This is a genomic window from Allobrachymonas chironomi DSM 19884, assembly GCF_000374625.1.
GTDB lineage: Bacteria > Pseudomonadota > Gammaproteobacteria > Burkholderiales > Burkholderiaceae_C > Brachymonas > Brachymonas chironomi.
In genome coordinates this window covers 24,492-48,974 of record NZ_KB894775.1, presented here as the reverse complement: position 1 = coordinate 48,974, position 24,483 = coordinate 24,492, and the positions used below count along the sequence as shown (strand labels likewise).

Annotated in this window: 25 protein-coding genes and 1 pseudogene; 17 read left to right on the top strand and 9 right to left on the bottom strand. The window is 65.9% G+C overall.

What is annotated here, in order from left to right; genetic code table 11:
- Positions 1-738, bottom strand: a complete 738-nt coding sequence (locus C513_RS0110530) for a ComF family protein (RefSeq protein ID WP_018715976.1) — start codon at positions 736-738, stop codon at positions 1-3.
- A gap of 110 nt (positions 739-848) precedes the next feature.
- On the opposite strand from C513_RS0110530, the gene C513_RS0110525 reads away from it, so the two are divergent.
- Both C513_RS0110525 and C513_RS0110520 read left to right on the top strand, forming a co-directional pair.
- A complete protein-coding gene (locus C513_RS0110525; RefSeq protein ID WP_033395045.1) occupies positions 849-1,763 on the top strand; it encodes a class I SAM-dependent methyltransferase in 915 nt (304 codons plus the stop codon).
- A gap of 39 nt (positions 1,764-1,802) precedes the next feature.
- Positions 1,803-2,459, top strand: coding sequence for an SCO family protein (locus tag C513_RS0110520; protein ID WP_018715974.1), 657 nt, complete (start codon positions 1,803-1,805; stop codon positions 2,457-2,459).
- An 82-nt stretch (positions 2,460-2,541) separates the two neighbouring features.
- On the opposite strand, the gene rpoH is transcribed toward C513_RS0110520, so the two are convergent.
- Entirely contained in the window at positions 2,542-3,459 is a 918-nt protein-coding gene (gene rpoH, locus C513_RS0110515; RefSeq protein ID WP_026320760.1) for an RNA polymerase sigma factor RpoH, read from the bottom strand.
- A 250-nt stretch (positions 3,460-3,709) separates the two neighbouring features.
- On the bottom strand, positions 3,710-5,071 hold the full coding sequence (ftsY, locus tag C513_RS0110510; RefSeq protein WP_018715972.1) for a signal recognition particle-docking protein FtsY: 1,362 nt from the start codon (positions 5,069-5,071) through the stop codon (positions 3,710-3,712).
- A gap of 179 nt (positions 5,072-5,250) precedes the next feature.
- On the opposite strand from ftsY, the gene rsmD reads away from it, so the two are divergent.
- Genes rsmD through C513_RS13270 form a run of 4 tightly spaced genes read left to right on the top strand, consistent with a single transcriptional unit; the run spans position 5,251 to position 7,492 of the window.
- On the top strand, positions 5,251-5,946 hold the full coding sequence (rsmD, locus tag C513_RS0110505; protein WP_026320759.1) for a 16S rRNA (guanine(966)-N(2))-methyltransferase RsmD: 696 nt from the start codon (positions 5,251-5,253) through the stop codon (positions 5,944-5,946).
- Positions 5,947-5,969: 23 nt separating this feature from the next.
- The gene (gene coaD, locus C513_RS0110500; protein ID WP_018715970.1) at positions 5,970-6,458 is read left to right on the top strand and encodes a pantetheine-phosphate adenylyltransferase; all 489 of its coding nucleotides are present in this window, start codon (positions 5,970-5,972) and stop codon (positions 6,456-6,458) included.
- On the top strand, positions 6,455-6,760 hold the full coding sequence (locus C513_RS0110495) for a DUF1294 domain-containing protein (protein ID WP_018715969.1): 306 nt from the start codon (positions 6,455-6,457) through the stop codon (positions 6,758-6,760). The genes coaD and C513_RS0110495 overlap by 4 nt, the downstream gene beginning before the upstream one ends.
- Positions 6,761-6,763: 3 nt before the next feature.
- Entirely contained in the window at positions 6,764-7,492 is a 729-nt protein-coding gene (locus tag C513_RS13270; protein WP_018715968.1) for a 2'-5' RNA ligase family protein, read from the top strand.
- Here C513_RS13270 and recJ read toward each other — a convergent pair.
- From recJ to bioA, 4 genes are all read right to left on the bottom strand, one after another.
- Positions 7,459-9,168, bottom strand: coding sequence for a single-stranded-DNA-specific exonuclease RecJ (gene recJ, locus C513_RS0110485; RefSeq protein WP_018715967.1), 1,710 nt, complete (start codon positions 9,166-9,168; stop codon positions 7,459-7,461). The genes C513_RS13270 and recJ overlap by 34 nt on opposite strands.
- A 3-nt stretch (positions 9,169-9,171) precedes the next feature.
- Positions 9,172-10,206, bottom strand: a complete 1,035-nt coding sequence (locus C513_RS0110480) for a hypothetical protein (RefSeq protein ID WP_018715966.1) — start codon at positions 10,204-10,206, stop codon at positions 9,172-9,174.
- Between the two features lie 154 nt (positions 10,207-10,360).
- Positions 10,361-11,086, bottom strand: a complete 726-nt coding sequence (bioD, locus tag C513_RS0110475; RefSeq protein ID WP_018715965.1) for a dethiobiotin synthase — start codon at positions 11,084-11,086, stop codon at positions 10,361-10,363.
- Positions 11,083-12,450 carry an adenosylmethionine--8-amino-7-oxononanoate transaminase gene (gene bioA / locus C513_RS0110470; protein ID WP_018715964.1) on the bottom strand — a complete coding sequence of 456 codons (1,368 nt, stop codon included), beginning with the start codon at positions 12,448-12,450 and terminating at the stop codon, positions 11,083-11,085. The genes bioD and bioA overlap by 4 nt, the downstream gene beginning before the upstream one ends.
- 149 nt (positions 12,451-12,599) lie before the next feature.
- On the opposite strand from bioA, the gene C513_RS0110465 reads away from it, so the two are divergent.
- From C513_RS0110465 to C513_RS0110445, 5 genes are read left to right on the top strand one after another with little or no spacing between them, the layout of a single operon-like run.
- On the top strand, positions 12,600-13,853 hold the full coding sequence (locus tag C513_RS0110465) for a lipoprotein-releasing ABC transporter permease subunit (RefSeq protein ID WP_018715963.1): 1,254 nt from the start codon (positions 12,600-12,602) through the stop codon (positions 13,851-13,853).
- A complete protein-coding gene (gene lolD / locus C513_RS0110460; protein WP_018715962.1) occupies positions 13,846-14,565 on the top strand; it encodes a lipoprotein-releasing ABC transporter ATP-binding protein LolD in 720 nt (239 codons plus the stop codon). The genes C513_RS0110465 and lolD overlap by 8 nt, the downstream gene beginning before the upstream one ends.
- A complete protein-coding gene (locus tag C513_RS0110455) occupies positions 14,562-15,416 on the top strand; it encodes a TatD family hydrolase (protein WP_018715961.1) in 855 nt (284 codons plus the stop codon). Before lolD ends, C513_RS0110455 begins: the two co-directional genes overlap by 4 nt.
- A complete protein-coding gene (locus C513_RS0110450; RefSeq protein WP_018715960.1) occupies positions 15,413-15,907 on the top strand; it encodes a DNA-deoxyinosine glycosylase in 495 nt (164 codons plus the stop codon). Before C513_RS0110455 ends, C513_RS0110450 begins: the two co-directional genes overlap by 4 nt.
- Positions 15,908-15,940: 33 nt before the next feature.
- Entirely contained in the window at positions 15,941-16,717 is a 777-nt protein-coding gene (locus tag C513_RS0110445; protein WP_018715959.1) for a class I SAM-dependent methyltransferase, read from the top strand.
- 15 nt (positions 16,718-16,732) lie between these two features.
- On the opposite strand, the gene paaX is transcribed toward C513_RS0110445, so the two are convergent.
- Positions 16,733-17,704 (bottom strand): phenylacetic acid degradation operon negative regulatory protein PaaX, encoded by a 972-nt coding sequence (paaX, locus tag C513_RS0110440; RefSeq protein ID WP_018715958.1) that lies wholly within the window; start codon positions 17,702-17,704, stop codon positions 16,733-16,735.
- Between the two features lie 92 nt (positions 17,705-17,796).
- Positions 17,797-18,603, bottom strand: a complete 807-nt coding sequence (locus C513_RS0110435) for an IclR family transcriptional regulator (RefSeq protein WP_018715957.1) — start codon at positions 18,601-18,603, stop codon at positions 17,797-17,799.
- A 430-nt stretch (positions 18,604-19,033) separates the two neighbouring features.
- On the opposite strand from C513_RS0110435, the gene C513_RS0110430 reads away from it, so the two are divergent.
- The 6 genes and pseudogenes from C513_RS0110430 to C513_RS14620 all read left to right on the top strand — a co-directional run bounded on the left by C513_RS0110430 (position 19,034) and on the right by C513_RS14620 (position 24,422).
- A complete protein-coding gene (locus tag C513_RS0110430) occupies positions 19,034-20,275 on the top strand; it encodes an ABC transporter substrate-binding protein (RefSeq protein ID WP_018715956.1) in 1,242 nt (413 codons plus the stop codon).
- Positions 20,276-20,493: 218 nt separating this feature from the next.
- Positions 20,494-21,366, top strand: a complete 873-nt coding sequence (locus C513_RS0110425; protein WP_018715955.1) for a branched-chain amino acid ABC transporter permease — start codon at positions 20,494-20,496, stop codon at positions 21,364-21,366.
- Between the two features lie 2 nt (positions 21,367-21,368).
- Positions 21,369-22,307 carry a branched-chain amino acid ABC transporter permease gene (locus tag C513_RS0110420; protein ID WP_018715954.1) on the top strand — a complete coding sequence of 313 codons (939 nt, stop codon included), beginning with the start codon at positions 21,369-21,371 and terminating at the stop codon, positions 22,305-22,307.
- A gap of 2 nt (positions 22,308-22,309) precedes the next feature.
- Complete coding sequence (locus C513_RS0110415) at positions 22,310-23,071, top strand: ABC transporter ATP-binding protein (RefSeq protein ID WP_018715953.1); 762 nt, start codon at positions 22,310-22,312, stop codon at positions 23,069-23,071.
- Positions 23,064-23,489 (top strand): annotated as a pseudogene (locus C513_RS14625) (hemerythrin domain-containing protein); the annotation flags it as partial. The gene C513_RS0110415 and the pseudogene C513_RS14625, both read left to right, overlap by 8 nt.
- A gap of 231 nt (positions 23,490-23,720) precedes the next feature.
- Positions 23,721-24,422 (top strand): ABC transporter ATP-binding protein, encoded by a 702-nt coding sequence (locus tag C513_RS14620; RefSeq protein WP_245552827.1) that lies wholly within the window; start codon positions 23,721-23,723, stop codon positions 24,420-24,422.
- Positions 24,423-24,483: the final 61 nt, after the last annotated feature.

Below are 24,483 nucleotides of genomic sequence, written 5' to 3'. Positions count from 1 at the left end.
CTAATCAAACCGGGGTTTTTCGGTGCGCGCCAGCACCACCGCGCTGACGCGGTGGCAGCCCTCGGCCAGCAGCGCGCGGGCCGCTTCTTCCAGCGTGGCCCCGGTCGTCATCACGTCGTCCAGCAGCACTGCATGGCGGCCTTCCACCAGTGGCGCGAGCCGCAACGGTACCTCGAAAGCCTGCCGGATATTGTGCTCGCGCTCGGCATGCGGCAAGCGGCTCTGGTGCGGCGTGTGGCGGCTGCGTTGCAGCCAGTCATGGCGCAGCACGGCCTGTTGCGGGCCAGGGCGGATCTGCCGGCGCAACTGCTGTGCCAGCAGCCAGGTCTGGCTGAAGCCGCGTTCCGCCAGCCGGCGCGGGTGCAGCGGCAATGGCACCAGCAGATCGCAATTGCGCACCAGGGCGACCAGCTCCGGGCAGGCGGCCATGCGCTGCGCCAGCAGACCGGCCAGCGCCGGCTGGCCATGGAACTTGAAGGCATCGATGCAGCCTTGCCAGGGCCAGACATAGGAGAGGGCGGCGTGGCAGCTTTCCAGCAAGGGGGCCGGATGCTGGCTGCAATCGTGGCACAGGCCGTAACCATCATCCTCATCCGGTGGCAGCAGCAGGGCACAGCCACGGCAGCGCGGCGCCTGTTGCGCATGCAGGTGCAGGCAATCGGTACATAGCGCTTGCGCCGGCCAGCTCTGGCAAATGCCGCAGCGGGCGGGAATCAGGCGGGTGAACCAGTTCGACATATAAATCAAAAGAATTAATATCCGTATTGTAACTGAGCATGTCATCTTGCCGCCCGGCCACGCATTTCCCGTGTTGGCACAGGGCGGGAGTGGCGCTATATACTGCCCGCGTGCATACCCCGACCCAACTCCCCCCCAGCATCGATCCCGTGGCCGCGCGCCGCTGGCAGCAGCTGCCGCTGCCGCACAGCCCCTGGCTGCACGAGGAGATCGCGCGCCGCATGGAAGACCGCCTGTCGCTGATCACGCTGCAACCGCAGCGCTGGCTGCACTGGCAGCCGCTCAAGGGCGGCCGGCAGGCGCATGCGCTGTTGCGTCAGCGCTATCCGCAGGCCCAGTCCTGGGCGTATGAGGCCGATGCCGCCAGCCAGCAGGCGCTGCAGCAGCTGACCGCCGCGGAGGGGGGCAGTGGCTGGCTGCGCCGTACCCTGGGCGGCCTGCTCGGCGGTCCGTCGGCCACACAGCCTGCTCTGCCTGAAGCCGGCAGCATCGACATGCTGTGGGCCAATATGGCGCTGCACATGGCGGCTGATCCGCAGGCCCTGCTGGCGCAATGGCGCCAGGCGCTGGCGGTGAACGGCTTCCTGATGTTCTCGGCGCTGGGGCCGGATACGCTGCGCGAGCTCGATGCGCTCTACCGCACGCTGGGCTGGCCGGCGCCGGCACACCAGTTCACCGACATGCACGATTGGGGCGACATGCTGGTGCAGGCCGGTTTTGCCGAACCGGTGATGGACATGGAGCGCATCACGCTGACCTTTGCCACGCCGGAGCGCCTGCTGCAGGAGCTGCGCGAACTGGGCCGCAACCTGTCCACGCAGCGCGACGCACGCACCCGTGGCCGTGGCTGGCTGCGCCAGCTGCACCAGGGCCTGCGCAGTCTGGAGCGGGATGGCAGCATCGCTTTGACCTTCGAGGTGATCTATGGCCACGCCCTGCAACCCGAGCCGCGCCACAAGGTGGAAGGCACCACGGCGATCACATTGGACCAGATGCAGCGCATGCTGCGCAAGCCGCAGGCCTGAAGCACGACGCCCTATTTTGCAAGATCGTAGAATGACCGCATGACACACTCCACGCACACCATTCCCGGGGCTGGTGGCCTGACGCGCCGCCAGCTCGTTTCTACGCTGATGCTGGGCGGTGCCGCCTGGTTGCTGGCCGGCTGTGAAGATGGCAGCTCGGCCGGCAGCAAGTCGGCCAAGTTCAACAGTCTGGACATCAGCGGTGCCAAATACGCACAGGACTTTTCCCTGCCCGACATGAACGGCCAGCAGCGCAGCATGGCCGATTTCCGTGGCAAGGTAGTCGCCATGTTCTTCGGTTTTGTGCAGTGCCCGGATGTCTGTCCGACCACGCTGGCGGAGATGGTGCAGGTCAGGGAACTGCTGGGAGCGGATGCCGACAAGCTGCAGGTGCTGTTTGTCACGGTGGATCCGGAGCGCGATACGGCCCAGATCCTGAAGGAATACCTGGGCAACTTCGATCCGTCCTTCCTGGCGCTATTGCCCACGCCCGAAGAGCTGCGCACCCGGATCGCGCCGGACTTCAAGGTCTACTACAAGAAGATCGAAGGCAGCACTCCCACCAGCTACACCATGGACCACACTGCTGGCGTGCTGCTGTTCGATCCCAAGGGCAAGGTGCGCCTGCACAGCAGCTATGGCAGCCCGGCTGCCTCCATCGCTGCCGATATCCAGGCGCTGTTGGCCGAGGGCTGATCTGGCTGCTTCTGAACGTAAAAACACCCCAGGGCCGGTTCGGCCGTGGGGTGTTTTGGCAGGTGCAGCCCGGCGCTGATGCTCAGGCGTATTCGGCCAGCGCGGTCTTCATCTTCTTCATCGCCGCCGATTCGATCTGGCGGATGCGCTCGGCGCTGACGCCGTATTCGGCGGCCAGCTCGTGCAGCGTCATGCCGCCGGAGCCATCGTCGTTGACATTGAGCCAGCGCTGCTCCACGATGCGGCGGCTGCGCGCATCCAGCGTATCGAGCGCGGCGGCGATGCCGTCGGTGGCCATGGCATCGCGCTGACGCGCTTCCAGCATGGCGGTGGGCTCATGGCTGGCATCGGACAGGTAGGCGATCGGGCCGAAGGCCTGCTCGCCGTCATCGGACGGGGACGGGTCCAGCAGCACGTCACCGCCGGACATGCGCGTTTCCATCTCCATCACTTCCTCGCGCTTGACATTCAGGTCCTGCGCGATGATGTCGATTTCCTGCTCGGTCAGGCCGTCGCGATGCGCCATCACGTCGTCCAGGTCGGCAGCGGCACGGAAGCCCTGCTTCTTGCTGCGCAGATTGAAGAACAGCTTGCGCTGGGCCTTGGTGGTGGCCACCTTGACCATGCGCCAGTTCTTCAGGATGTATTCGTGGATCTCGGCCTTGATCCAGTGCATGGCATAGCTCACCAGGCGCACGCCCTGATCCGGATCGAAGCGGCGCACCGCCTTCATCAGGCCGACATTGCCCTCCTGGATCAGGTCGCCATGCGGCAGGCCATAGCCCAGGTACTGGCGCGATACCGCCACCACCAGGCGCAGGTGCGACATGATCAGGCGACCGGCAGCGTCCAGGTCGTTGTGGTCTTTCAGTTTTTTGGCGTAGTCGTGCTCCTGCTCGGGCGTGAGCATGGGCATGCGGTTGACTGCCGAAATGTACGAGTCGAGATTGCCCAGTGCGGGCAGGGTGGCCACAGCCGACCAGTTGGGGGCCAGGGCCAGGTCAGTCTTGGAAGCAACAGTCTTGTTGTCAGCCACGTATCGATTACTCCTGAAAGTGTAGGTGTGCAGATTGGACTCTGCCCGATGGGCAAAGTTCCTTGCCGACGATTCATGTTAGCACTCCTGTCAAGCGAGTGCCAAAACGGATCGTGAAAGACGTAAGCAATCGCAGCCTATGGAATGGCTGCGGGGGCAGGTCCTGTTTTTCATGGTAGGCGGTTCGCGGCCGCTGGCGTGTAGGGCCAGGGCGTCAGCCCAGCAGGGCCTGGGCAAATTCGCGCGCGTTGAAGGTTTGCAGGTCTTCCAGTTTTTCACCGACACCGACAAAGTACACCGGGACCGGCTTTTCGCGCGCAATGGCGCACAGCACGCCACCCTTGGCGGTACCGTCCAGTTTGGTCACGATCAGGCCGGTCAGTTCCAGCGCCTCGTCAAAGGCCTTGACCTGGGCCAGCGCGTTCTGGCCGGTATTGCCGTCAATCACCAGCAGCACCTCGTGCGGGGCGGTGACGTAGGCCTTGGTGATGGTACGGCGGATTTTCTTCAGCTCGTCCATCAGGTGCAGCTGGGTCGGCAGGCGACCGGCGGTATCGACCAGCACCACGTCCTTTTCGCGTGCCCGACCGGCAGCCACGGCGTCAAAGCTGAGCGCGGCCGGATCGCCGCCGGAACTGCTGACGATTTCCACCGTGTTGCGGTCGGCCCAGATTGCCAGCTGTTCGCGCGCAGCGGCGCGGAAGGTGTCGGCGGCGGCCAGCAGCACCTGCTGGTGATGGTCGCTCAGGTGCTTGGTCAGCTTGCCGATGGAGGTGGTCTTGCCAGCGCCGTTGACGCCGGCGACCATGATCACGGTAGGCGTGTGCTCGCCGATCATCAGCGGTTTCTGCAGCGGGGCCAGCAGATCGGCGATGGCATCGACCAGCAGCGCCTTGACCTGGGCCGGATCGCTGGCACGCGCCTGCTTGACGCGCTGTTTCAGGTCTTCCAGCAGGAATTCGGTGGCCTGTACGCCGGCATCGGCCATCAGCAGCGCGGCTTCCAGATCCTCGTACAACTCGTCGTCGATGCGGGTGCCGGTGAATACGGTGCTGATGTTGTTGCCGGTACGGCGCAGGCCGCTCTTGAGTCGGCTGTACCAGCCGGCACGATCCGGGTCGGCATCGGGCTTCTCCTGGGGCGGGGCGGACAGGGCGTAGCTGTCGTTGTCGTCAGCAGCGGCAGGGCTGCTGATAGCTGCCGGGACGACTGCAGGCGGGGTGGTCACCGCTGGTGCCGGTTCGATGATTTCCGGCGGCAGTTCATGTTCGGTGGCGGCCTCCATGGCGGCACGCTCCAGATCCTCCTCGCTGATCGGGGGCAGCACCGTGCTGTCTGCTGCGTCAGGCGGCTCCGGCGTCAGTCCGGCGGTTTCGGGCTCGGCAGTAGCAGGGGTCTGCTCTTCGTCGCTGCCAAAGCTGCGGCGCAGCCGGTTCAGCCAGCCCTTGGGGGCTTCGGCAGCCGGTACGGCGGCAGGTTCGGGTTCCGGGGTGACGGCGGGTGTCGCCGCGGGGGCGGAATCGGTGGGAGCCTCTGCGTCGGGCGCAGCAGGTTTTTTCTTGAAGAAGCTGAACATGGAGGATGTGGTGTGGCCGGAGAGAGGGCAGGCAGTGCCCCTGATTGTAAGGACAAGCTCTGGTTTGCCCTTGCAATATCCATGCTGCCGGCTGCGCGATGTACGACTTTGGCGGGCAGGATGCGGCAAAAAGCCGGCAGATGGCGCTGTCTGGCGGGCTTTTCCCCTATGATCGCGGCATGGGACGCTCTGCCATGTCACTGGAAGCCATCAATGCCAGCCTGCGCGCCAGGCCGGCAGATGCTGCGCGCCCGGTCGCCCGGCCCGCCAAGGGTGCACCAGCGCAGCGCGGAGCCGGCCAGATCCGTATCATTGGCGGCCAGTGGCGCCGCCGCTTGCTGCCGGTGGCGGCCGGTCCTGGTGTGCCGCCCGGCCTGCGACCCACGCCGGACCGCGTGCGCGAAACCCTGTTCAACTGGCTCGGCCAGGACCTGGGTGGCTGGCACTGCATGGACCTGTGTGCCGGCACCGGCGCGCTCGGTTTCGAAGCCGCCTCGCGCGGTGCCGCCCGCGTGCTGATGCTGGAGCAGCATGCCGCCCTGGTCAAACAGCTGCGCCAGCTGCAGACCACGTTGCAGGCCGATGCCGTGCAGGTACGCCAGGGCGATGCCCTGACACTGCTGCGTGACCTGGCCCGGCAACAACCCGCCAGCCAGGACCTGATCCTGCTGGACCCCCCTTACGAAGCCGACTGGTACGGACAGGCGCTGCAGCTGGCGCTGCCGCTGCTGCGTGCCGGCGGCTACCTCTATCTCGAAGCCGGCCGTGCCTGGGATGAGGCCGAGCTGCAGGCGCTGGGCTGGCAGTGCTGGCGGCATCTGCAGGCCGGTGCCGTGCATGCCCACCTGCTGCGCCCGCTGCAGGCGGCCGACTGAACCTGTATAGGAGACTTTCGCGCATGAATCCCGTGATCGCCGTCTATCCCGGCACCTTTGATCCGATGACCCTGGGCCACGAGGAACTGGTGCGTCGCGCCTCCCAGCTGTTTGGCCACCTGATCGTGGCTGTGGCAGCCGGCCACCACAAGAAGCCGATGTTCGATCTGGCGGAGCGGCTGGAGATGGTGCGTGCGGCCGTGGCGCGTTTCCCCAACGTCACGGTCGAGAGCTATGACGGCCTGCTGCGCGATTTTGTCGTGGCGCGTGGCGCGCGCGCCATGGTGCGCGGCCTGCGCGCGGTGACCGATTTCGACTACGAATTCCAGCTTGCCGGCATGAATCGCCGCCTGATGCCCGATGTCGAGACCGTGTTCCTGACGCCGAGCGACCAGTACCAGTTCGTCAGCAGCACCTATGTGCGCGAGATCGCCACCCTGGGCGGCGAGGTGCACCAGCTGGTATCGCCGGGCGTGTTCCAGCGCCTGATGGCCAAGAGTGGCCGGCTATGAATGCCTCTGTCGTCACCCACTTCGAGTGGCTGATCGGCATGTATGTGGCGATGAGTCTGTGCACGCTGCTGGTCTACGGCTGGGACAAGCTCGCGGCCAGGGCCAACAAGCCGCGCATTCCGGAATCGTATCTGCACATGCTGGCGCTGCTGTGCGGCTGGCCCGGCGGCTGGGTCGGGCAGAAGCTGTTTCGCCACAAGACGGTCAAGGCCTCGTTCCAGACCGTGTTCTGGCTGACCGTGCTGCTCAACATGCTGGCGCTGGGTGCCCTGCTGTACTGGGACTTGTCGCGCATTCCCTGAGCCATGTGGTCCGATCCCTGGCTGCTGCAGCGCGGCTGCACGCTGCGCTGCGAGCAGCGTGATTTTCCCGAATGGCACCGCGGCCGACCGCACTACCTGTGCTGGGTGATCGATGCCGACAGGCCCGCCGTGCGACGGCGCTGGCAGCAGGCGCGCACGGCACTGCAGGAGCTGCTGCTGGCGGATTATGTGCGCCAGCCGCATGTGACGCTGGCGCTGGGCGGCTTTCCGCAGCTACAGGCCGGGCCGGAAGCGCTCGATGCCGCCGGCCTGCTGCAGCAGCTGCAGGGCTTGCGCCAGGCAGCGATTGCGCCGTTTGCACTGCAACTGGGCCGGCTGGACAGCTTTGCCAGCGTGCCGTATCTGCAGGTGCATGCCGCTGCGCCCGGCTATGCGGACGCGCGCCGGACGCTGCTGGCGGCCGAGGCCCTGGCCGACCCCCATGTGCCGCATCTGACGCTGGGCCACTATGCCGATGCCTGGCCGCTGGAGCGGCTGGCCGCATGCCGTGAGCGCGTCCCGGATCTGCCGCTGACACTGCCGGTGCAACAGCTCTGGCTGGTGGCCTACGCCACGCACGATATCGGTGGCCGCCTGTGGCCGGTGGCCGAGTGGGATCTGCAGCAGCAGCGGCTACGCTGGCATGACAGCCGACTGCTGGGCCCGATCGGTGATGAGGTGCTGGCGGCGAGCGGCGTTCAGTCGCCGGCCATGCCTTCTACCACCAGCTGAACGCTGTCGCGGCCCTGCCAGCTGTTCACATCGAGCCGGTAGGCCAGGGTGGCGCGCGCCGGCAGCGGCTCGCTGCGGCCAAACCAGATGCCATCGACCAGTTCGCCGTGGTGGCGCAGCCGCAGCTTGAGGTGGCGCTCGCCCACCAGGCGCTGTTGCACGATGTCCAGCTCCTCGCAGAACACCGGTGGCGCAAAGCCCTGGCCCCAGACCCGTTGCTGCAGCTCGCTGGCGATATCGACACGGCGGAATTCGGGGGGCAGGGCGCCATCGGTTTCGAGCGTGCGCGTGAGCGTGGCCGCGTCCAGCCATTCGTCGGCGATGCGTGACAGTGCCTGCTCGAAGGTCGGAAAATGTTCGCGCGCAATGGTGCAGCCGGCTGCCATCGCGTGGCCGCCAAAGCGCAGGATCACTTCCGGGTGGCGCTTGGAAATCAGGTCCAGCGCATCGCGCATGTGAAAGCCCGGAATCGAGCGGCCCGAGCCCTTCAGCTCCTGCTGCTGGCCCGGAGCGGCACTCGGGGCAAAGACGAAGATCGGCCGGTGCAGCCGTTCCTTCAGGCGCGAGGCCACGATGCCGACCACGCCTTCGTGGAAGTCCTCGCCGAACACGCTGAGTGCCGAGGGCGGGGTGCTGTCGCTGGCAAACAGGGCTTCGGCACTGGCCTGGGCCTGCTCGCGCATGCCGTCCTCGAGTTCGCGGCGTTCGCGGTTGATGCTGTCCAGCTGGTGTGCCAGCTCCAGCGCGCGTGTTGCATCGTCGGTCACCAGGCATTCGATGCCGAGCGTCATGTCGGCCAGGCGGCCGGCGGCGTTGATGCGCGGCCCCAGCGCAAAACCCATGTCAAAGGTGGTGGCGCTGCGCCAGTCGCGCCCGGCCACCTGGAACAGCGCCTGCAGGCCGGCCGGCATGGCGCCGCCGCGAATGCGCTTCAGGCCCTGGGCCACCATGCGGCGGTTGTTGGCGTCCAGCCTGACCACATCGGCCACGGTGCCGAGCGCGACCAGCGGCAGCAGCGCATCCAGCCGCGGCTGGGTCTGGGCCGTGAAACGGCCGCGCCGGCGCAGTTCGGCCCGCAGCATCAGCAGCACGTAGAACATCACGCCGACACCGGCCATCGACTTGCCGGGAAACGGGCAGCCGGGCTGGTTCGGGTTGACGATGACATCGGCGGCGGGCAGGGTGTCGCCGGGCAGGTGGTGGTCGGTGACCAGCACCTGCATGCCGAGCGCGTGGGCGGCATCGACGCCTTCCACGCTGGCGATGCCGTTGTCCACGGTGACCAGCAGTTCGCCGCCGGCAGCGCGAACGCGTTCGGCAATCGGGCCGGTCAGGCCGTAGCCGTCCACCACGCGATCGGGTACCAGGAACTGCACCTGGCTGGCGCCCAGCATGCGCAGGCCGCGCAGCGCCACGGCGCAGGCGGTGGCACCGTCGCAGTCGTAGTCGGCCACGATGCAGATGTTGCGGCCGGCGGCGATGCTGTCGGCCAGCAGCACGGCGGCTTGCTGCGCGCCCAGCAGCTGGTCGGGCGGCGTGAGGCGGGCCAGGCCGTCATCCAGCTCGTCCGGCAGCACGCCGCGCGCGGCGTAGAGGCGTGCCAGCAGCGGGTGCAGGCCGGCCTGTTCCAGCGCCCAGCAGGCGCGGGGCGGAATCTCCCGGGTCAGCAGACGCATGGCTTACAGCGTCTTCTGCAGCAGCGCGGGCAGCTGGGTCGGGCGCAGGCTGCGGATCAGCTTGTCGAACAGGGAGACCGGAGCGCTGTGCCAGCTGGCGGCGCGCTGTTCGCTGCACAGCGTGAGTTGCAGGCCTTGCAGCGTGCCTTCGCGCTGCTTTTGCAGCAGCGGTGCAAACACGTGCTCGTCCAGCCAGCGCCAGGCGGTCAGCCAGGCGTCCCAGTCCTCGCGCTGGGCCGCGGTGGCCAGCTGGCGCAGCATGTGCGGTTGCAGCGCGTTTGCATCTTCGGGGAAGAGCGGGATGTCGGCCGGCAGCACACCGGTGCCGCTGACCCAGAACGAGTTCACCGGCAGCTTGCCGGCCGCCTGACGCCGTTCATTGACCGGATGCGTGTGCAGCAGCATCTGCATTTCGCTGTGCAGGCGCTGCAGCGGAGCCGCGCGTGCCGCCGTGGGGCTGGTGGTCGCCTTGACCTGCGAGGGCATCCAGCTTTCGACATTGCGGCCACAGACACGATCAAGCGAGGCGGTGCGCAGGCCTTCGAGCAGCGAACCGCGTGCCAGCCACTGGATGTTGCCGGGCTTGCTGCCCGGCACGGCCACCAGGTACAGGCCTTCTTCGGCAAACCAGGGCTGCATGGCGTGCAGCAGCTCCTGGCCTTCTTCCAGCGTCAGCTCCAGCTCCTGCGGGTGTGCCATGGTGACGTGATCGGTCTGGATCTGCCAGTGGCAGGGCGTGACCAGACCCCAGGCGACCGGAATCGTCGTGGCCATGCCATGGCTGCGCGCCATGTGCGCGGCCCAGGGCATCTGGCCGTCCTGGCGCAGTGTCTCCGGCCATTGCAGGGCTTCGGCCAGCGCATGCTCGTGCGGCGTGCTGTAGTTGTATTCGTCCCAGTGGCGCACCGGCAGCGGCTGTAGCCGGTCCAGCAGGGCGGGCAGGTGTTGCAATTGCAACTGTTGCACGGCCTGCAGGCAACCCGCCGAGCGGGTCAGGGCGAAGGGAATGACAAGATGGTGGGATTGGGTGGACGACATGACAACTTTCTGATACTTGCACCTGGGCTTGACTCTATTCTAGAGGGGTGGCAGCGCACTGTCCCGGTGTACGGCATTGGCGCTGGTTTCAGGTTGTTGCACATGCCGAAACGGCCGGCGTGCAGGGCAGGCGCGTACCCCGGAGCTGACGCCATCATGGCGGTGAAAGCGGGGGCTGCTTGGGCCACTCCAGATACTCCGCTGCCCGCGCCAGATCCACCGGTTCCAGCCGCGGCACGATACCCAGGCAGGGCGCATCCAGCCGCTGCTGCAGCGTGGCGATGTTTTCCTGCTGTACCAGCATGCGCGGATCGATGTGGTTGCCGACCCAGCCGGCCAGCGTCAGGCCGCTGGCGGCAATCGCCTGCGCCGTCAGCAGGGCGTGGCTGATGCAGCCGAGCCGCAGGCCGACCACCAGCACCACCGGCAGTTGCAGTGCTACCGCCAGATCGGCCAGGGTGTGCTGTTCGTCTACCGGAACCAGCCAGCCGCCGGCGCCTTCCACCACCACGGCAGGGGCGATATCGCGCAGTTGCAGGTAACGGGAGCGCAAGGTGTCCAGATCGATCCGGATGCCGGCCTGGCGCGCCGCCACGTGCGGTGCAATCGGCGGTTCGAACAGATAGGGGCAGCGCCATGCCTGCGGTGCGCGGATCGGGCTGGCCTGGTCCAGCAGGGCCACGTCATCGTTGTGCCAGTAGGGGCCTTCGGGGCCCTGGCGCCAGTCGGCGCCGGCGGCCACCGGTTTCATGCCGATGCAGGGCTGGCCATCGTGGTTGTAGCGGTGGATCAGCGCCGCGGCGATCAGGCTTTTGCCGACTTCGGTATCGGTGCCGGTCACGAACACGCCCCGGGCCAGGGCAGCGGGGAGCCGGCTCATGCGGCGGGCTCCAGCACGTCCAGCAGGCTGCCCAGCGCGCCGTCGGCCAGATGCTGCAGCTCGTCCGGATTCAGCACATAGGGCGGCATCAGGTACAGGGTGTTGCCGATCGGGCGCAGCAGCAGGCCGCGCTGGCGCGCTGCCAGGTGGTAGCGCTGCGAGAAGGTGCCGCCAGCCATGCCGTTGCGTGCATCGTCGGCGGATTGTTCCGGGATGGCGGCGGGATCGATATCGCAGGCCCAGATCATGCCCTGGCGGCGCACCTGGCGCACGGCCGGGTGCTGCGCCAGCGGTTGCAGCGCCTGCGCCATCTGTTCGCCTAGCAGCTGGTTGCGTGCCAGCACGTTTTCGCTCTCGAAAATGTCCAGGCAGGCCAACGCGGCGCGGCAGGCCAGCGGGTTGCCGGTGTAGGAGTGCGAGTGCAGGAAGGCGGTGCGCACATCGTCGTCGTAAAAGGCCTGGTAGATGCTGTCGTGGGTCAGCACCAGCGACAGCGGCAGGTAGCCGCCGCTGATGCCCTTGGACAGGGTGATGAAATCGGGCCAGATGCCGGCCTGCTCGCAGGCAAAGAAGCTGCCGGTGCGACCGCAGCCCACGGCGATCTCGTCGGCAATCAGGTGTACCTGGTAGCGGTCGCACAGCGCGCGCAGCTGGCGCAGGTAGTCGGGATCGTGCATTGCCATGCCGGTGGCGCACTGCACCAGCGGTTCGACGATGACGGCGGCTATCGTGCTGCCATGCTGCTGCAACAACGCCTCCATGGCCTGCGCGGCCTGATGGGCGGCCAGCTGCGGCGTGGCAGCGAGGCGGGCATCGGGGCTGGGCGCGATATGCGTCTGGCGCACCAGCGGCTGGTAGGCGTGGCGGAAGATGTCCACATCGGTCACGCTGAGTGCGCCCATGGTTTCGCCATGGTAGCTTTGCGCCAGATAGACGAACTGGTGCTTGTCCGGCCGGCCGCTGTTGCGCCAGTAGTGCGCGCTCATCTTGAGGGCAATTTCGACTGCCGATGCGCCATCGGAGGCATAGAAGGCGTGGCCGAGCACGCCGCCGGTCAATGCCGACAGCCGCTCCGACAGCTCCACCACCGGGGCATGGGTGGAGCCGGAAATCATCGCGTGCTCCAGCGTGCCGAGCTGGTCCACCAGCGCGGCATTGATGCGCGGGTTGGCGTGGCCGAACAGGTTGACCCACCAGCTGCTGATGCCGTCCAGGTAGCGCTTGCCGTCCGCGTCGTACAGCCAGACGCCCTGGCCGCGGGCAATGGCCAGCGGCGGCAGGCGCTCGTGCTGTTTCATCTGGGTGCAGGGATGCCAGACGCTGCGCAGGCTGCGCTGGCTCAGGGACTGGGCTGCTGGTGTCATGTCGGCCGGTCATAAGTCACACATGCTCCCAGTGTAAGCCTTGGGGCAAGGGCACGTTATGTCACAACCCGGGACCGTGTCTGACAGGCGGCAGCAAATGGGCATGACACAATAGCTGCTGCCCGGGGAGACCCGTCACTACAAGAGATATGCAAAGTCCCTACGAACTCCTGATCGGCTGGCGTTACACCCGCGCCGGCCGCTCCACCCGACGCAACGGGTTCATTTCCTTTATTTCCGCAGCTTCCATCATCGGCATTGCGCTGGGGGTGGCGGCACTGATCATCGTGCTCTCGGTCATGAACGGCTTTCAGAAGGAAGTGCGTGACCGCATGCTGGGGGTGGTGTCGCACATCGAGCTGTACAACCCGGATGCCACCGGTCTGCAGGATGTGCAGGCGGTGATCCGCCAGGCACGCACCAACCCCGAAGTGATCGGCGCTGCGCCCTTTGTCTCCGGCCAGTCGCTGCTGAGCCTGGGCGACACCATGCGTGGCGTGCTGGTGCGCGGCATCGAGCCGGACCTGGAGCACGAGGTCAGCAATATCAGCGAGCAGCAGGCGGCAGCGCTGAAAACGCTGACGCCCGGCAGCTTCAACGTCGTGCTGGGGGTGCAGCTGGCCAGGTCGCTCGGCGTGCTGCCCGGCGACAAGGTGACCATGATCGCGCCCAGCGGCAACGTCACGCCGGCCGGCGTGATGCCTCGGCTGAAGCAGCTGACCGTCAGCGGCACGTTCGAATCGGGCCACTACGAATACGACAACGGCATGATGATGCTGAACGTGCAGGATGCCGCACTGGTCTACCAGCTCGAGGGGCCGATGGGCGTGCGCCTGAAGATCCGCGACCTGAACGATGCCCAGCAGGTATCGGCGCAATTGGCCGGCCTGTTCCAGGGCAGGTTGCTGGTGAGTGACTGGACGCAGCAGAACAAGAGCTGGTTTGCCGCCGTGCAGGTGGAAAAGCGCATGATGTTCATCATCCTGACGCTGATCGTGGCGGTGGCTGCCTTCAACCTGGTGAGCACGCTGGTGATGAGCGTGCAGGACAAGCGCGCCGATATCGCCATCCTGCGCACGCTGGGGGCATCGCCGCGCAGCATCATGCGCATCTTCATGGTGCAGGGCGCCACGGCCGGCATCATCGGCACGCTGGCCGGCCTGGCGCTGGGCCTGGCGGTGGCGCTGAATATCGATGTCATCGTGCCCTTCTTCGAGCGCCTGTTCAACACCAGCTTCCTGCCCCAGGATATCTACCTGATCAGCAAGATGCCGAGCGATCCGCAGGCCAGCGATATCGTGCCCATCGTGGTGGTGTCGCTGATCCTGTCCTTCCTGGCCACCCTGTATCCGAGCTGGCGCGCCAGCCGTGTCAACCCGGCGGAGGCGCTGCGCTATGAGTAATATCGTCCTGCAGGCGCAAGGCCTGACCAAGCGATTCCACGAGGGACGCAATATCGACCTGACCGTGCTGCGCGGCATCGACCTGAGCGTGCATGCCGGCGAAACCGTGGCGATTGTCGGTGCTTCCGGCTCCGGCAAGAGCACGTTGCTGCACATGCTGGGCGGACTGGATGCCCCCACCAGCGGCAGCGTGCAGATCATGGGCCAGGATCTGGCACAGCTCTCGCTGGCGAAGCAGGGCGAGTTGCGCAACCAGTACCTCGGTTTTGTCTACCAGTTCCACCACCTGCTGCCCGAATTCACGGCGGCGCAGAACGTGGCCATGCCGCTCTGGATCCGCCGCCAGGATCGCGCCAGTGCGCAGCAGCACGCGCTGCAGATGCTGGCTCAGGTCGGCCTGTCGGAGCGCGCCGAGCACCGTCCGTCCGAGCTGTCGGGCGGCGAACGCCAGCGGGTGGCGATTGCGCGTGCGCTGGTAACGCAGCCGGCCTGTGTGCTGGCCGACGAGCCCACCGGCAATCTGGACCGCAGCACGGCCGATCAGGTCTTCCAGCGCATGCTGGAGCTGGCCCGCGACAAGGGCACCGCCTTTGTGCTGGTCACGCACGACGAGGAGCTGGCCAACCGCTGCGACCGCCAGTTCCGCATGACGCAAGGCGTGCTGCAACCGCTGCACGCGGTCGATCCGAGCCCGCCGCTGCCCGTGGCATGAGTTTCTGGATCGACACGCACTGCCACCTGGACGCGGCCGAGTTCGATGCCGACCGCGATGCCATGCGCCAGCGTGCGCGGCAGCAGGGCGTGGCCCTGTGCGTGATTCCGGCCGTACACGCGCATGCCACGCATGTGGCACAAGTGCAGCAGCTGGCGCATAGCTGGGGTGATGCCTATGCGCTGGGCATACACCCGATGTGCGCCCCCACGGCGGGCGAACGCGAGCTGCGGCAACTGGCCGATCAGCTCGATGCCGCCCGCGACGATCCGCAGCTGGTGGCAGTGGGCGAAATCGGGCTGGATTTTTTCGTGCCGGAGCTGTGCACGCCGGAAATGCGCGCCCACCAGGACTGGCTGCTGCGCGAACAGCTGCGGCTGGCGCGTCAGCACCAGTTGCCGGTGCTGCTGCATGTGCGGCGTTCGGTTGATGCCGTGCTCAAGGCGCTGCGCCAGCTGCCGCCGGTCGGCGGCATCGCCCATGCCTTTGTCGGCAGCCGGCAGCAGGCCGAGGCCTTTCTGGGGCTGGACTGCCGGCTCGGCTTTGGCGGCGCCATGACCTTCGAGCGCGCCACGCGCCTGCGCGCCCTGGCAGCCACACTGCCGCACGATGCCATCGTGCTCGAAACCGATGCCCCCGATATCGCCCCGAGCTGGCTTTATGCCACCGCCGCCGAACGCGCTGCCGGCCGCCGCCAGGGCCGCAATGCGCCGGAAGAAATCCCGCGCATCGCCCAAGTGCTGGCCGGGCTGCGCGAACAGCCGCTGGCGCAGCTGCAGGCGCAGGTGCTGGCAAATACGCTGCAGGCATTGCCACGCCTGCAGGCACTGCTGCCCGGAAACACGGCATGAGCCTGCTGACCGGTCTGGCTCCCGTCTGTGACAGTGACACGCGTCTGCTGGTGCTGGGCAGTTTCCCCGGCATCAAGTCGCTGCAGCTGCAGCAGTACTATGCCCACCCGCAAAACCAGTTCTGGCGCATTCTGGGCACCCTGTGGAATCTGCCGCTGCCAGAGCTGGACTATGCCGAACGTTGCCGGCAGGCGCTGGCGCATGGTCTGGGCATCTGGGATGTCTATGCCAGCTGCGAGCGTACTGGCAGTCTGGACAGCGCGATCCGCCATGCCACGGTGAATGACTTTGTCGGGCTGGCACAGCGCAGCCCGCAGTTGCAGGCGATTGCACACAACGGTGGCGAGAGCTGGCGGCACCAGCGCCACACGCGCACGCTCGGCCTGCCGGTGTATCGGCTGCCGTCTACCAGCCCGGCCAACGCCAGCTGGAGCTTCGAGCGCAAGCTGCAGGCCTGGCGCGAGGTGCTGGAGGCGCACGGCCTGGCCTGATGCCTGCGCGCCGGCGGCGTTCTACAATGCCGCATGTCCAAGCAATCCCCCTCCCAGCCCGAGCCCTTCTGGCCCGAAGTGAATTTCTCCGAAGATGGCAGCTGCCGCTACCTGCACCTGGGCACCGAATGGGTGCAGGGCGCGATGCGGCTGAAGGATCCGCTCAAGCTGGAACTGGAATATATCCAGCGCATGATGGCCTGGCTGCTGTTTGTCGAGCCCGACAGCGTACCCGAGCGCCACGCCATGCAGCTGGGTCTGGGCGCCGGCAGCCTGACGCGTTTCACCTACGGCAAGCTGGGCATGCTGACTTCGTGCATCGAATTCAACCCGCAGGTCTACATGGCCTGTCGCCAGTGGTTCCGCCTGCCCGACAACAACGAGAAGCTCAATGTGATGCTGGGCGATGCCGGTGAGGAAATCCGCCAGCCCGAGTGGCAGGGCGCCATCGACGCGCTGCAGGTCGACCTGTACGACGAGGAGGCCGCCGCTCCCGTGCTGGACGATCCCGACTTCTACCGCGACTGCCGCGCGCTGCTGACGCCCGAAGGCTGCATGACGGTGAACCTGTTTGGCCGCGACAGCAGCTACGAAGACAGCCTGACGCGCATCGCCGAGGCTTTCGGTCCGGCGGCGGTGTGGGCCTTCAAGCCCACGCGCGAGGGCAATACCGTGGTGCTGGCACAGCGCACGCCACTGCGTTTCGAGCGCGCGCTGCTGGAGGCCCGCGCGCTGGACATCCAGAATCGCTGGGGCCTGCCGGCCGGGCGCTGGGTCAAGGTGCTGCGCCCGCTGGCGGAACAGCCCTGATGCCGCTTGCCGGCTTCAGTGGTTGCCGGGCAGGGGCAGATCGGCAAACGGGTCTTCGGCCTGGAAACGCTGGTGCAGCAGTTCCCGGGCAGCCGGCACATCGCCATTGGCGCACTGCAGGTGGCTGTCCAGATGGCGCTCGGATGCCGGCAGCAGGCGGCGGTAGAACTCGCGGCACATGATGCGCGCCTCGTTGCCCGGCCAGTCATGCGGCAGCAGCTCGGCTGGCAGTTCCGGATCACGCAGCAGCAGGCGGCGGTATTCGTGGATGATCAGCGTGCGCAGCAGGAAGGCGTGTTCGTTGCCCAGGGTATCGCCAGCCTGGTGGCGCAGCGCCTCCAGCAGCGGGCGGTAGCGCTCGACAAAGGCCGTGTAGGAGGCACCCAGCTGCTCCAGATTCCAGGCGTGCAGAATCATGTCCACGTCACGCGCCGAATTGCCGAAATGGTTTTCCACCGCCAGTAGCGGCATCAGCTTGTGCAGCAGCTCACCCAGGCCATCGGTCAGCAGGGCATCGGAGGCCGCGGCCAGATCGGCGCTCGGGTGGATGAAACAGTCGCCGCCCAACTGGCCGAAACCCTGCCAGAACATGGCACGGCGCAGCAACTCGCGTTCGCGTGCCGTGACATCGCCTACCGTCAGTATCAGGCGCCAGCGGCGGTCCCACACCGGCGGGCTGGAGGCGTAGATGTGGCGGGCTGCATCCTCGATGCGCTGCTGGCCGGCGGCTGTCAGCAGGTAGTCGGCCTTGCGGCCATGTGCTTCGGTGCGCAGCCAGCCTTCCTGCACCAGCCGGAAGACCGAGGTGCGGATCAGGCGCTCGCTGATGCCCAGCGGTTGCAGCAGGCGGATCAGGCTGCCCAGCCAGATGCGGCCGCCGCGCGGATACACGGCATCACCGAATACGGAAATGATGACGGAACCGGCGCGCACACGGCTTTGTTGGCAGAACGCATCGATATGGGCTTGGGCGAGAGTGGCAGGCATGCGGGGTACCGCGTGAGTATCAAGTCAATCGCGCATTATAGAAAATGGCGGGTCGCCCCAGGAATATAGTGCGATATAGCGTCAGGAAAATGTCAGTTGATAGCCGGCGATCCGTAGTGCGTGGAGCCCAGCTGCGCCGACAGGGTCCGGGCTGCCTGCTGTAGTGCCTGCATGGCCGCGCTGTCTTTGCCCAGATCGCTCATGCCGGCAATGCCGACCACCACCAGCGCCATGGTGATTTCGTTGCGGAAATTGAAAACGGGCGCGCCCAGTGCCTGTACGCCACTGGCAAAGTAGTTCTCGCGCACGCTGACGGCACCTTGCTGGCGGATGTGCGCCAGCTGTTCGCGTACCTCGGCCAGGCTGCGCTGCGGCGCATCGGCCGGCTGGCGGCGCAGCTCTTCCTGCAGCAGCGGCAGCACCTGGGACTCCGGCAGCCAGGCCGCAAATACCAGGCCGCTGGCGCTGCTGAGCAGATCGACCTGTACGCCGGTGACCACGTTGACGGTAATCGGCCGGCGCGGCCGCTCCCAGCGCACGATCACCGGGCCGCCGCTGGCCCAGACCGCCAGGGCGGTGGTTTCGTTGATGCTGTTGCGCAGGGCGGCAATCGCCTGAAGGCCGAGCCGGATGCGATCGATCCGGTTGACTGCCGCCATGCCGATGCTGAGCGCAAACGGCCCCAGGTCGTAGTGCGAACTGGCCGGATCCTGCATCACCAGGCCGGCGCGGATCAGGCTGACCAGATAGCGGTGTGCCTTGGCCGGCGGCATGTCGGCCTGCTGGGCGATGTCACGCAGCATCATCGGCCCCTGGCTGTTGACCAGCACGCGGACGACCGACATGCCGGTTTCGAGCGATTGCACGCCGCTGCGGCTGTCTTTTTCCAGTGTGCTCATGATGGCTTGCTCCCGAAGCGGAAGGGGAGTGGCCGTGCGACCGGGCCGGGCTGACCGGCGCTTGGGTGGATCTGATACATGCTGTTGAAAAGGGGTATGGACGAGTGTCGTAAAAAGGGGATTTTGGCCGCTTTCCGGTGGCCTGCAGAGGCTGTTCCGGACTGCGTGAGCGAGCGTAACTTCATGATTCTGATGGAGGAGGTTCGCATTTTTACTCCATACAAAATCAATTCCACCCATCGTAAACCCTAGTGTTGCTCTCAAAAAACGATACCTATAATCCGCCTCGATGTGACCATGTGTAGCACGACCAAGACTGTTCCGTCTGGTTGCCTGTGCATGACGCACCCGGGTCCGACACCACCGGCAGAACACTGCCCGGACCTGCTGTATCGACACCATGTGCAACCACGAACGGAGGAGTCACCACATGAACATGAAATTCGCCATCCCCAGCCTGAAAGCAGGCACTTCCCTGGCTGTGAGCGCCGTCATGCTGGCTGGCGCTGCCACCATGCTCACGGCCTGCAACTCCAAGAGCTCCGGCGATGCCGGCGCTGCAGCCAGCGGCGCATCCGGTGCCACGGCCAGTGCCACCGGTCCGATCAAGATCGGCAGCGTGCTGTCCGTCACCGGTCCCGCTTCCTTCCTGGGTGACCCGGAACTGAAGACGCTGCAGATGTACGTGGAAGACATCAACAAGCAGGGCGGCGTGCTGGGCCGCCAGCTGCAGCTGGTGCACTATGACGACGGCGGCGATGCCAACAAGGCCAACAGCTTCGGCAAGCGCCTGATCGAGGATGACAAGGTCGATCTGATCGTGGGCGGTACCACCACCGGTTCCACCATGGCGATGGCTCCGCTGGTCGACAAGGCCGGTGTGCCGATGATTTCCCTGGCTGGTGCCGTGGTGGTCACCGAGCCGGTCAAGAAGTGGATGTTCAAGACGCCGCAGACCGACCGCATGGCGGCCGAAAAGGTCTTCGACGACATGAAGAAGAACGGCATCACCAAAATCGGCCTGCTGTCCGAGACCAGCGGCTTCGGTCAGTCCGGCAAGAAGGAAACCGAAGGCGTGGCCGGCAAGATGGGCATGGAGATCCTGGCCAACGAAACCTATGGCCCCAAGGACACCGACATGAGCGCCCAGCTCACCAAGATCAAGAACACGGCGGGTGTGCAGGCCGTGTTCATCTTCGGCATGGGTCAGGGCCCGGCCGTGGCAACCAAGAACTATCGCCAGCTGGACATCCAGCTGCCGCTGTACCAGTCGCATGGCGTGTCTTCCAATGCCTTCCTGCAGCTGGCCGGTGATGCGGCCAACGGCGTGCGCATGCCGGCTTCCCCGCAGCTGGATCCGACCGCGCTGAAGGCAGACGATCCGCAGAAGCCGGTGGTCGAGGCCTACAACAACGCCTATCGTGCCCGCTGGAGCCAGGACACCTCAGCCTTTGGCGGCTACGCCTATGACGGCCTGATGATTGCCGTGGACGCGATCAAGCGCGCCGGCAGCACCGACAAGGAAAAAGTGCGCGATGCCATCGAGAGCACCAAGGGCCTGGTCGGTACCAGCGGCATCTTCAACATGTCCCCGACCGACCACAACGGCCTGGACATGCACGCCTTCAACATGCTGGAGGTGAAGGACGGCAAGTGGACGCTGGTCCCGTAATGCCCTGTAGCCTGCCGGTGTCAGCCTGACCCGGCGGCTCCCCCGGCTGCCGGTGCGCCGGCAGCCTGCCCATCCCGATCGTTCCCACCCCTCCGGTTGCATTGTCACGCGGCCAGCGCCGCTCCGGCGCATACACCAGAACAAGCACCGCCGCACTGGCTGGCCCGGTCAGCAGCACCGTACGCCACCAGTTCATCTGACACCAGGGAGTACCTACCATGGCAGAGTTTCTGCAATTCCTTTTTTCGGGCATCACGGTCGGATCGACCTATGCCCTGGCCGCTCTCGGCTTTACCCTGATTTACAACTCCAGCAACGTGATCAACTTCGCCCAGGGCGAATTCATCATGCTGGGCGGCATGCTGGCCGTCTATTTCAGCCAGACCGGCCTGCCGATGCCGATCGCCTTCATGCTGGCGATCCTGATTCCCGCCGTGGTCGGCATCCTGATGGAAAAGCTCACCATCGAGCCGGTCAAGGGTGCCGAAACCGTGACCCTGATCATCATCACCATTGGTGCCTCGCTGTTCATCCGCGGCCTGATCCAGGTCTGGCTGGGCAAGAGTACTTTCAGCCTGCCGGCGTTTTCGGGTGAAACCCCGATCATTCTTTTCGGTGCCGCGATCCAGCCGCAAAGCCTGTGGGTGCTGGGGGTGACCGCCATCGTGGTGGCGGCGCTGTGGTACTTCTTCAGCCGCACGCTGTCGGGCAAGGCCATGCTGGCCACCTCGTTCAACCAGACGGCGGCGCAGCTGGTGGGCATCAACACCAGCAAGGTGCTGTTCATCAGCTTCGGCCTGTCGGCGGCGCTGGGCGCACTGGGTGGCATCCTGCTGACGCCGGTGACCATGACCTCCTATGACGTGGGCATCATGCTGGGCCTGAAGGGCTTTGTCGCTGCCGTGGTGGGCGGCCTGGGCAATGGCCTGGGTGCCGTGATCAGCGGTCTGCTGGTCGGCGTGCTCGAATCCATGGGTGCCGGCTACATTTCCTCGGCCTACAAGGATGCGATTCCCTTCATCCTGATCCTGCTGGTGCTTTTCTTCATGCCGCGCGGCCTGTTTGGCGGCAAGTCTACCGACCGGGTGTAACCATGCGCAAGACCACAACCTGGATTTCCCTGCTGGCCCTGGCGCTCTGCCTGATCGTGGCGCCGTTCGTCATCAGCAACGCCTTCTACCTGGATCTGCTGATCCGCATCGCCATGAACGCCATCATCGTGCTGGGCCTGAACCTGCTGGTCGGCTTTGCCGGCCAGATCAGCCTGGGCCATGCCGGCTTCCTCGGCATCGGTGCCTATGCCTCGGCGATTCTGCCGACGCACTTTGGCTGGCATCCGCTGCTGGCGCTGATCGCGGGTGCCGCGCTGTGTGCCGCGCTGGCTGCGCTGATTGCGCGTCCGATCTTCCGACTCAAGGGCCAGTACCTGGCCATGGCCACCCTCGGCCTGGGCATTCTGGTCAACATCGTGCTGCGCAACGAGTCCCAGCTGACGGGTGGCCCGGATGGCATCGTGGTGCCGACGATGGAGCTGTTCGGTCTGGCCCTGTCCACCGACCGCCACTGGTACTGGGTGGTTGCCGCTTTCCTGGTGGTCAGCGTCTGGGCTTCGCTGAACCTGATCGACTCGCCATTCGGCCGTGCGCTGCGTGCGCTGCATGGTTCCGAAGTGGCCTCGCGCGTGGTCGGCGTGAACGTGGTGCGCTACAAGGTCGCCATCTTCACCCTGTCGGCGGTGTTTGCCAGCATCATGGGCAGCGTCGCGGCGCACTATGTGGGCATGGTCACGCCGTCGTTTGCCGATTTCTTCCACTCGGTCGAGCTGATCACCATGGTGGTGGTGGGCGGCATGGCCTCGGTCTGGGGTTCGCTGCTGGGTGCCGCGCTGCTGACGGCGCTGCCGCAGGCGCTGGCGACGCTGGAGGGCTGGGAGACGGTGATCTTCGGTGCCATCCTGATGATGTTCATGATCTTCCTGCCCAAGGGCATCGTGCCCACCCTGGCCAGCAAGTTCGCCAAGAAGGAGGATTGAGCATGTCCATGCTTGACGTACAGAACCTCTCCATCCATTTCGGCGGTGTCAAGGCCGTCAACGATGTGTCCTTCAGCATCGATCCCGGCATGATCTATGCCGTCATCGGTCCGAACGGTGCCGGCAAGACCACGCTGTTCAACCTGATCACCGGCGTCTACAAGCCGACCAGCGGCAGGATTCTGCTCAATGGCGAGGAAATCCAGGGCAAGTCGCCCGATGCGCTGGCACGCCGTGGCGTGGCGCGCACCTTCCAGAACCTGCAGGTCTGCATGAACATGTCGGCGCTGGAGAACGTGATGGTGGGGGCGCACCTGCGGCTGGACCGCAACCTGATCAAGGGCGCGCTGCACCTGCCGTCCATCACCCGCCGTGATGCCGAACTGCGCGATGAAGCCGCCGGGCTGATGGAGTTTGTCGGCCTGGGCCGGCAGGTCGGCATGCGTGCCGACGCCATGTCCTATGGCGCACTCAAGCGTCTGGAAATTGCGCGTGCGCTGGCGATGCACCCCAAGCTGCTGTTCCTGGACGAGCCGGCGGCCGGCCTGAACCACACCGAAACCCATGAAATCGACGAGCTGGTGCGCAAGGTCGCCGACAGCGGCGTGACCTGCGTGCTGGTCGAGCATGACATGAAGATGGTGATGAACCTGTCGCAGCGCATCCTGGTGCTGGACTATGGCCGCAAGCTGGCCGAAGGCACCCGCGAAGAAGTCCGCAACAATCCCGACGTGATTGCTGCCTACCTGGGCGTACATGCCTGAGACGCCAGAAGGAAACCCCATGGAAGCCTTGCGCATCATTACCGAAGAGCACCAGAACCTGTGGCGCATTGCCGCCACGCTCGAACTGCTGGCCAACGAGATCGGCGAAGGCAAGCCGATCGAGGACGATTTCTTCACCGTCCTGTTCGATTACCTCGACAAGTATGTGGACGGCAGCCACCACGGCAAGGAAGATGCCCATTTCTTTCCGCTGCTGCGTGAGCGCAGCCCGGAAGCCGCTGCCGTGCTGGACCGGCTGGAAGCCGATCACCGCCATGGCACCGAATCGGTGCGCGAATTGCGTGCCTCGATGGCGCGCGCCACCCAGGGCGATGCGCAGGGGCGTGCCAGTTTCGTGGCACACCTGCGTTCCTATGCCGTGCTGCTGAAGGACCACATCCGTACCGAGGAAAAGGACGTGATGGCGCTGGCGCGCAAGAGCTTCACGGAAGCGGACTGGACGCACATCAACGCCGTATTTGCCAACAATGCCGATCCGCTGTTTGGCGAGCAGGCACAGGCCGAGTTTGCCCAGCAGTTCCACCGCCTGAGCAGCCTGGCACCGGAATCGGTTGGTCTGGGGGCCAGCGAGGGCGGCCAGCTGCCCGTGGCCCCGGTCGGCCAGCCGCCGAAGCCGCGCGGCGAGCTGCTGCTGTCGGTGCAGGGCATGGAAAGCTGCTATGGCCGCATCAAGGCGCTCAAGGGCATCAGCGTGGACGTGCACCAGGGCGAACTGGTGGCACTGGTCGGTGCCAACGGCGCCGGCAAGACCACCTTCATGCGCACGCTGTCAGGGGTGCAGCCGATGTCGGCCGGCAAGATCCTGTTCGCTGGCGAGGATATCTCGCGTCTGCGTGCCGATTTGCGCGTGCGCCGCGGCATCTGCCAGAGTCCCGAAGGGCGTCAGGTGTTCGGTCCGCTGTCGATCGAGGACAACCTGCGTCTGGGCGCCTTTACCCAGTCGCGTGCCACCGTCAACGAGGACATGGAGAAGGTGTTCAGCATGTTCCCCATCCTCAAGGAAAAGCGTGCGCTGCCGGCTGGTACCCTGTCCGGTGGCCAGCAGCAGATGCTGGCGATTGGCCGTGCGCTGATGGGCCGTCCCAAGCTACTGCTGCTCGATGAGCCTTCCATGGGTCTGGCACCGCTGCTGGTCGAGGAGGTGTTCAACGTCATCAAGGCGCTGAAGGCACAGGGCATGACGATTCTGCTGGTGGAGCAGAACGCCTCGGCTGCGCTGGCGATTGCCGATCGTGGCTATGTGCTGGAAACCGGCTCCGTCACGCTGACCGGCCCGGGCAACGAGTTGCTGCAGAACGAGGATGTGCGGGCAGCCTACCTTGGGATGTAAGCCTGGCGGCAAGCCACTAAAAAAACCTGGTCGTCAGACCAGGTTTTTTGTCTCTGCTCAC

What these genes read in the sequence shown, in the direction of transcription:
- C513_RS0110455 (WP_018715961.1), top strand. Translation starts at nt 14,562, where the DNA reads ATGAGTTTCTGGATCGACACGCACTGCCACCTGGACGCGGCCGAGTTC.
- bioD (WP_018715965.1), bottom strand. Translation starts at nt 11,086, where the DNA reads ATGAGCCGGCTCCCCGCTGCCCTGGCCCGGGGCGTGTTCGTGACCGGC.
- rsmD (WP_026320759.1), top strand. Translation starts at nt 5,251, where the DNA reads ATGGGACGCTCTGCCATGTCACTGGAAGCCATCAATGCCAGCCTGCGC.
- C513_RS0110520 (WP_018715974.1), top strand. Translation starts at nt 1,803, where the DNA reads ATGACACACTCCACGCACACCATTCCCGGGGCTGGTGGCCTGACGCGC.
- C513_RS0110495 (WP_018715969.1), top strand. Translation starts at nt 6,455, where the DNA reads ATGAATGCCTCTGTCGTCACCCACTTCGAGTGGCTGATCGGCATGTAT.
- C513_RS0110530 (WP_018715976.1), bottom strand. Translation starts at nt 738, where the DNA reads ATGTCGAACTGGTTCACCCGCCTGATTCCCGCCCGCTGCGGCATTTGC.
- C513_RS0110435 (WP_018715957.1), bottom strand. Translation starts at nt 18,603, where the DNA reads ATGAGCACACTGGAAAAAGACAGCCGCAGCGGCGTGCAATCGCTCGAA.
- coaD (WP_018715970.1), top strand. Translation starts at nt 5,970, where the DNA reads ATGAATCCCGTGATCGCCGTCTATCCCGGCACCTTTGATCCGATGACC.
- paaX (WP_018715958.1), bottom strand. Translation starts at nt 17,704, where the DNA reads ATGCCTGCCACTCTCGCCCAAGCCCATATCGATGCGTTCTGCCAACAA.
- ftsY (WP_018715972.1), bottom strand. Translation starts at nt 5,071, where the DNA reads ATGTTCAGCTTCTTCAAGAAAAAACCTGCTGCGCCCGACGCAGAGGCT.
- C513_RS0110480 (WP_018715966.1), bottom strand. Translation starts at nt 10,206, where the DNA reads ATGTCGTCCACCCAATCCCACCATCTTGTCATTCCCTTCGCCCTGACC.
- C513_RS0110450 (WP_018715960.1), top strand. Translation starts at nt 15,413, where the DNA reads ATGAGCCTGCTGACCGGTCTGGCTCCCGTCTGTGACAGTGACACGCGT.
- C513_RS0110430 (WP_018715956.1), top strand. Translation starts at nt 19,034, where the DNA reads ATGAACATGAAATTCGCCATCCCCAGCCTGAAAGCAGGCACTTCCCTG.
- C513_RS0110465 (WP_018715963.1), top strand. Translation starts at nt 12,600, where the DNA reads ATGCAAAGTCCCTACGAACTCCTGATCGGCTGGCGTTACACCCGCGCC.
- C513_RS0110425 (WP_018715955.1), top strand. Translation starts at nt 20,494, where the DNA reads ATGGCAGAGTTTCTGCAATTCCTTTTTTCGGGCATCACGGTCGGATCG.
- C513_RS0110445 (WP_018715959.1), top strand. Translation starts at nt 15,941, where the DNA reads ATGTCCAAGCAATCCCCCTCCCAGCCCGAGCCCTTCTGGCCCGAAGTG.
- C513_RS13270 (WP_018715968.1), top strand. Translation starts at nt 6,764, where the DNA reads ATGTGGTCCGATCCCTGGCTGCTGCAGCGCGGCTGCACGCTGCGCTGC.
- C513_RS0110420 (WP_018715954.1), top strand. Translation starts at nt 21,369, where the DNA reads ATGCGCAAGACCACAACCTGGATTTCCCTGCTGGCCCTGGCGCTCTGC.
- bioA (WP_018715964.1), bottom strand. Translation starts at nt 12,450, where the DNA reads ATGACACCAGCAGCCCAGTCCCTGAGCCAGCGCAGCCTGCGCAGCGTC.
- lolD (WP_018715962.1), top strand. Translation starts at nt 13,846, where the DNA reads ATGAGTAATATCGTCCTGCAGGCGCAAGGCCTGACCAAGCGATTCCAC.
- recJ (WP_018715967.1), bottom strand. Translation starts at nt 9,168, where the DNA reads ATGCGTCTGCTGACCCGGGAGATTCCGCCCCGCGCCTGCTGGGCGCTG.
- C513_RS0110415 (WP_018715953.1), top strand. Translation starts at nt 22,310, where the DNA reads ATGTCCATGCTTGACGTACAGAACCTCTCCATCCATTTCGGCGGTGTC.